Origin of the sequence: Klebsiella sp. HMSC16A12 (genome assembly GCF_001808265.1) — a bacterium.
GTDB lineage: Bacteria > Pseudomonadota > Gammaproteobacteria > Enterobacterales > Enterobacteriaceae > Klebsiella > Klebsiella pneumoniae.
The window spans coordinates 51147-57982 of the sequence record NZ_KV792609.1 but is presented as its reverse complement, the minus strand read 5'-3'; the positions used below and the strand labels follow the sequence as shown (position 1 = coordinate 57982).

Here is a 6836-nt window from a genome sequence, read left to right as displayed (position 1 = left end):
CAGCGGCAGGGCCAGCTTCCAGTCCATCGCCATTTTGTAAACCGGCGACTGCTGCGCAGCTTCAATGACCCCCTGCGGTACGCCATCTTTCAGCGCTTGCTCGATCACTTTTGGATCGTTGGGATCGAGGAACACGTCCAGCTGACGCTGATACAGATCTTTCTCGTTCTCGGTGCTGGCGGCGTTTTCAATCGCGTCCGCGTCGTATAGCAGGACGCCGAGATAGCGGATGCGACCCACGCAGGTTTCGGAGCATACCGTCGGCATCCCGGATTCAATACGCGGGTAGCAGAAGATGCATTTCTCGGATTTCCCGCTCTTCCAGTTGAAATAGATCTTCTTGTACGGACAGCCGGTGATACACATCCGCCAGCCGCGGCACTTGTCCTGGTCGATCAGTACGATGCCGTCTTCTTCACGCTTATAGATGGCGCCGCTCGGGCAGGTCGCGACGCAGGCCGGGTTCAGGCAGTGCTCGCACAGGCGCGGCAGATACATCATGAAGGTGTTTTCGAACTGGCCGTACATCGCCTTCTGCATGTTGTCGAAGTTCTGATCTTTGGCGCGTTTTTCAAACTCGCCGCCGAGGATCTCTTCCCAGTTCGGACCGCTGGTGATCTTGTCCATCCGCTGGCCGGTGATCAGCGAGCGCGGACGGGCGATCGGCTGATGTTTGCTCTCCGGCGCGTTATGCAGATTCTGGTAGTCATAATCAAACGGCTCGTAGTAATCATCGATGCCCGGCAGATGCGGGTTGGCGAAGATTTTACCCAACAGCATCGCGCGATTGCCCATGCGCGGCTGCAGTTTACCGTTGATTTTGCGGATCCAGCCGCCCTTCCATTTTTCCTGGTTTTCCCAGTCGTTCGGGAAACCGACGCCCGGCTTACTTTCCACGTTGTTGAACCAGGCGTATTCCATCCCTTCCCGGCTGGTCCAGACGTTTTTACAGGTCACCGAGCAGGTGTGGCAGCCGATGCACTTATCGAGATTCAGCACCATGCCGACTTGTGAACGAATTTTCATTTTACGCTCTCCTGTACCTGGTCGTTGCCTTCGCCGTCTAACCAGTTAATGTTCTTCATCTTACGTACCACCACAAACTCATCGCGGTTGGAACCGACGGTGCCGTAGTAGTTAAAGCCATAGGCCAGGTGACCGTAGCCGCCGATCATGTGGGTCGGTTTCGGCGTAATACGGGTGACGGAGTTATGGATCCCCCCGCGCTGACCGGTGATTTCAGAGCCCGGCAGGTTCACGATACGTTCCTGCGCGTGATACATCATGGTCATCCCGGCTGGAACGCGCTGACTCACCACCGCACGCGCCGTCAGGGCGCCGTTGGCGTTGAACACTTCGATCCAGTCGTTATCTTCGATACCCAGATCTTTCGCATCCGCTTCGCTCATCCAGACAATCGGCCCACCGCGCGACAGGGTCAGCATCAGCAGATTATCGCTGTAGGTCGAGTGGATACCCCATTTCTGGTGCGGGGTCAGGAAGTTCAGCGCCTTCTCCGGGTTGCCGTTGGACTTCTCGCACATCACCGCTTTCACCGAACGGGTGTCGATCGGCGGCCGATAGACCAGCAGGCTTTCGCCGAAGTCGCGCATCCACTGGTGATCCTGATACAGCGACTGACGTCCGGACAGCGTGCGCCACGGGATCAGCTCGTGAACGTTGGTGTAACCGGCGTTGTAGGAGACATGCTCATCTTCCAGGCCAGACCAGGTCGGGCTGGAGATAATCTTCCGCGGCTGCGCCTGAATGTCGCGGAAGCGGATCTTCTCGTCTTCTTTGTTCAGCGCGAGGTGCGTATGCTCGCGACCGGTGATCTCGCTCAGCGCTTGCCACGCTTTCACCGCCACCTGACCGTTGGTTTCCGGGGCCAGGGTGAGGATCATTTCCGCGGCGTCGATGGCCGTTTCCAGCTTCGGCTGGCCTTTCGCCGGGCCTTCCGCCTTGGTGTAGTTGAGCTTACGCAGCAGATCCATCTCGCTCTGGGTGTTCCAGGCGATGCCTTTCCCGCCGTTGCCGATGGTTTCCAGCAGCGGGCCGATCGAGGTGAAACGCTCGTAGGTCGCCGGGTAATCACGCTCAACCGGAATAATATGCGGCGCGGTTTTCCCGGGGATGAGATCGCATTCGCCTTTTTTCCAGTCTTTGACATCCAGCGGCTGCGCCATTTCCGCGGCGGAGTCGTGCTGGATCGGCAGGGTCACCACGTCGGTTTCTTTACCGAGGTGGCCCACGCACACTTCAGAGAATTTCTTCGCGATACCTTTATAGATCTCCCAGTCGCTCTTCGATTCCCAGGCCGGGTCAACGGCGGCCGACAGCGGGTGAATAAACGGATGCATATCCGAGGTATTCATGTCGTCTTTTTCGTACCAGGTGGCGGTCGGCAGCACGATGTCGGAGTAGAGACAGGTGCTCGACAGACGGAAATCGAGGGTCACCACCAGATCCAGTTTGCCGTCGAGGCCGTTATCCCGCCATTCGACTTCTTCCGGCTTCACGCCGCCCTGCTTGCCCAGGTCTTTGCCCTGAATGCCGTTCTCGGTACCCAGCAGGTACTTGAGCATGTATTCATGGCCTTTACCGGAGGAGCCCAGCAGGTTGGAACGCCAGATAAACAGGTTACGCGGGTGGTTTTTGCCATTTTCCGGCTGCTCGGCCGCAAAGCGAATCGAGCCCTCTTTCAGCGACTTCACGGTGTAATCCACCGGGGTCATGCCGGCTTTTTTCGCTTCGTCAGCGATACGCAGCGGGTTGACGCCAAGCTGCGGCGCCGACGGCAGCCAGCCCATCCGCTCTGCGCGCACGTTAAAGTCGATCAGGTGGCCACTGTAACGGGATTTATCCGCCATCGGCGACAGCAGTTCCTGCGCGGTCACCGTTTCATAGCGCCACTGGCTGGAGTGGTTATAGAAGTACGAGGTACTATTCATGTGACGTGCCGGACGCTGCCAGTCAAGGGCGAACGCCAGCGGCTGCCAGCCGGTCTGCGGACGCAGTTTTTCCTGGCCCACATAGTGCGCCCAACCGCCGCCGCTCTGACCGACGCAGCCGCAGAAGATCAGCATATTGATCAGGCCGCGGTAGTTCATGTCGAGGTGGAACCAGTGGTTGAGGCCCGCCCCGACGATAATCATCGAACGACCGTGAGTTTTATCGGCGTTATCGGCAAATTCACGGGCGGTACGGATGATATGCGCGCGGGAGACGCCGGTGATCTTCTCCGCCCACGCCGGGGTGTAGGCTTTCACTTCATCGTAGCCGGCGGCGCAGTTGTCATCGTTCAGACCGCGCTCCAGGCCGTAGTTAGCCATGGTCAGGTCATACACGGTGGTGACCAGGGCGGTAGAGCCGTCGGCCAGCTGCAGGCGTTTGGCCGGCAGTTTGTGCAGCAGAATGTTTTCCAGATCGACTTTGTTGAAGTGCTCAGACCCTTCGCCGCCGAAGTACGGGAAGCCGACGCTCGCCACTTCATCATGGCTGCCCAGCAGGCTCAGACGTAGCTCAATCTCTTCGCCAGTTTTACCGTCGCGCTGTTCGAGGTTCCATTTGCCTTTGTCGCCCCAGCGGAATCCGAGGGAACCGTTCGGTACGGTCATGTCGCCCTTCTCGTCAAAGGCGACGGTTTTCCATTCCGGATTATTCTCCTGACCAAGGGAATCCACGAGGTCGGATGCGCGCAGCGTACGGCCGGCGGCATAATAACCGTCGCGCTCCTCGAGCATCACCAGCATCGGCATGTCGGTATAGCGGCGCACATAGTCGGTGAAATACTGGCTCGGCTTATCGAGGTGGAATTCACGCAGCATCACATGGCCCATCGCCAGCGCCATCGCGGCATCAGTACCCTGCTTCGGCGCCAGCCACAGATCGCAGAGTTTGGCGATTTCGGCGTAGTCCGGAGTGATGGCTACGGTTTTGGTCCCTTTATAGCGGACTTCGGTAAAGAAGTGCGCATCCGGGGTGCGGGTCTGCGGCACGTTTGAGCCCCAGGCGATGATATAGCTGGAGTTATACCAGTCGGCGGATTCCGGCACATCGGTCTGCTCGCCCCAGGTCATCGGCGAAGCCGGCGGCAGGTCGCAGTACCAGTCGTAGAAGCTCAGGCAGGTGCCGCCGATCAGCGACAGATAACGGGCGCCGGACGCGTAGGAGACCATCGACATCGCCGGGATCGGCGAGAAGCCAGCCACGCGGTCCGGACCGTAGGTTTTGACGGTATAGACGTTGGAGGCGGCAATCAGCTCATTCACTTCCTGCCAGGAGGAACGTACAAAACCGCCGCGACCGCGGGCCTGTTTGAAGCTTTTGGCTTTGTCGGCGTCTTCGATAATCGACGCCCATGCCTCAACCGGATCGCTATGCTGAACTTTCGCTTCCCGCCACATCTTCATCAGGCGTTTACGCATCAGCGGGTATTTCAGGCGGTTAGCGCTGTACAGGTACCAGGAGTAGCTGGCGCCGCGCGGGCAGCCGCGTGGTTCGTGGTTCGGCAGGTCCGGGCGGGTGCGCGGGTAGTCAGTCTGCTGCGTTTCCCAGGTCACCAGACCGTTTTTGACATAAATCTTCCAGCTGCATGAGCCGGTGCAGTTGACACCGTGAGTGGAACGCACAATTTTGTCATGCTGCCAACGTTGACGGTATCCATCCTCCCAGTCCCGGTTGGTGTTTAGAAGCTGGCCGTGCCCATCGGCAAAGGTTTCACCCTTCTGTTTGAAGTAGCGAAACCGGTCCAGGAATTTACTCATCGGGTTTCTCCTGATATGGAGCCTGACGGCTCTCTGATAAATCGACATTGCTGGATTTGCAGCGAAGGTAACGCTATGAAAGAGGGCGAGAATTGATAGCGATCAATCCGAACTGGCTTGTTACTGCGCAGCAAAACCTCGATTACCACCAAGGTGGTATAAGATGTTATTTTTTAACTTGTTGTTTTTTAATGATTTTCACCTCAAAAAGCGGCGCCTCACCGGGATTTGTTAACAACGGAGGTATTAAGGGGTAGAGCCATTTCACTGGCAAGCCCACCTGTTCTGGCTCAGCGGTCGATGCGGACAATATTCTCCCATAGTATGTTGTAACTAATTGAGCGGTTAAAAAAGGCGCCTCCGTGGGGAGCGCGCCTTTTTATACGCCAACGTTACCGCGGCCGATTACTGACGCTTACGACCGTATACCGCCCAGGTGATCACCACGCAGGCAATATAGAACACGAGGAACACTTTCATCGCCCCGGCCGGCGAGCCGGTCAGATCCAGCGAGATACCGAACGCTTTCGGAATAAAGAAGCCGCCGATAGCGCCAATGGCGGAGATAAAGCCCAGCGCCGCCGCGGTATCGGTCGCCGCCTCGCGCATCGCCTGCGCTTCGCTGCCGCCCTGGGCCTTCACGCGGTCCATAGTCAGCTTACGGAAGATCACGGAGATCATCTGGAAGGTGGAGGCGCTCCCCAGCCCGGCGGTCAGGAACAGCACCATAAACACCGCGAAGAAGGCGATAAAGTTACCGCCCTGGCCGTTGGTCGGCAGGGTCAGGAACAGCAGCGCGCAGAAGACAGCCATCACCACAAAGTTGACCAGCGTTACGCGGGTCCCACCGAGGCGGTCGGAGATCGCCCCGCCCATCGAACGCGCCAGCGCGCCAATGAACGGGCCGAAGAAGGCGTAATGCAGGATCTGCACATCCGGGAACTGAGTTTTTGACAGCATCGCGAACCCGGCGGAAAAGCCGATAAAGGAGCCGAAGGTCGCGAGATAGAGCAGCGCCATAATCCACAGATGCAGGCGCTTAAGTACCGGCAACTGCTCGCTCAGCGACGCTTTCGAAGCCGACAGGTCGTTCATAAAGAACCACGCCGCCAGAGTGAAAATAATCAGGAAAGGCACCCAGATCCACGCGGCGTTTTCCAGATACAGCATCGAGCCGTCCGGTTGCTCGCTACCGTTACCGCCAAAAACGGCAAAGATAGAGATCGAGACCACCAGCGGCGCGACCAGCTGCATCACGCTGACGCCCATATTGCCGAGGCCGCCGTTAACGCCGAGCGCCCCGCCCTGCTTCGCTTTCGGGAAGAAGAAGCTGATGTTGGCCATACTGGAGGCAAAGTTGGCTCCGGCGAAGCCGCACAGCAGAGAGATAATCACGAAGATGCTAAACGGCGTAGAGGTATCCTGGACCGCGAAGCCCAGCCAGACGCACGGCACAATCATGATCCCGGTGCTGAACGCCGTCCAGCGACGGCCGCCGAACAGCGGCACCATAAAGGCGTAAGGCACGCGTAATAAGGCGCCTGACAGCGCCGGCAGCGCGGTCAGCATAAACAGCTGATCGGTTGTAAACTGAAAGCCTACTTTGTTGAGGTTAACGGCAACCGCGCTGAACAACATCCAAACGCAAAACGCCAGTAACAGACAGGGAACGGAGATCCATAAATTGCGGCTTGCCACACGATGGCCGCGCTGTTGCCAGAATTCAGGATCTTCAGGCCGCCAGTCGGTTATGACCGAGCGGTTAGCCTTCTCCGGGAGGGAAGATTGACTCATAGATACCTCTGATTATTCATATTTCCTGCCGCTACCTTAGGGGTTACCCGGGGCGGTAAGTTGATATAAATCAAAGGAAAAGCGCGAGCTAATTTGTGCAAAAATAAACCATGCCTCCAAGTGAGTAGAGAATGGTGGGGAAAAAAGTGTGGTTTTTCACGCTGCTGCCGGGTTGCGTATAATCCCCCCCCTAACATCGCCTACCACCGACAATTAAGGAGTAACTCTTTGGGGGTATGGGTATACTCCAGGGGATAGTCGAGAATAAGCGCCACT

4 protein-coding genes are annotated in these 6836 nt (G+C 57.6%); all 4 read right to left on the bottom strand.

Features of this window, described 5'->3' with window-relative positions:
* Positions 1 to 1026: nitrate reductase subunit beta (narH, locus tag HMPREF3140_RS29300; protein ID WP_049118790.1), on the bottom strand; the 1026-nt coding region annotated here is incomplete at its 3' end.
* A complete protein-coding gene (locus HMPREF3140_RS12520) occupies positions 1023 to 4766 on the bottom strand; it encodes a nitrate reductase subunit alpha (protein WP_032411791.1) in 3744 nt (1247 codons plus the stop codon). The genes HMPREF3140_RS12520 and narH, both read right to left, overlap by 4 nt.
* A 166-nt stretch (positions 4767 to 4932) precedes the next feature.
* The gene (locus HMPREF3140_RS28770) at positions 4933 to 5046 is read right to left on the bottom strand and encodes a hypothetical protein (RefSeq protein ID WP_014907381.1); all 114 of its coding nucleotides are present in this window, start codon (positions 5044 to 5046) and stop codon (positions 4933 to 4935) included.
* A 125-nt stretch (positions 5047 to 5171) separates the two neighbouring features.
* The gene (locus HMPREF3140_RS12510) at positions 5172 to 6560 is read right to left on the bottom strand and encodes a NarK family nitrate/nitrite MFS transporter (RefSeq protein ID WP_004175568.1); all 1389 of its coding nucleotides are present in this window, start codon (positions 6558 to 6560) and stop codon (positions 5172 to 5174) included.
* Positions 6561 to 6836 lie beyond the last annotated feature (276 nt).

Coding starts and splice junctions, on each gene's coding strand:
- HMPREF3140_RS12510 (WP_004175568.1), bottom strand. CDS start 6,560: ATGAGTCAATCTTCCCTCCCGGAGAAGGCTAACCGCTCGGTCATAACC.
- HMPREF3140_RS12520 (WP_032411791.1), bottom strand. CDS start 4,766: ATGAGTAAATTCCTGGACCGGTTTCGCTACTTCAAACAGAAGGGTGAA.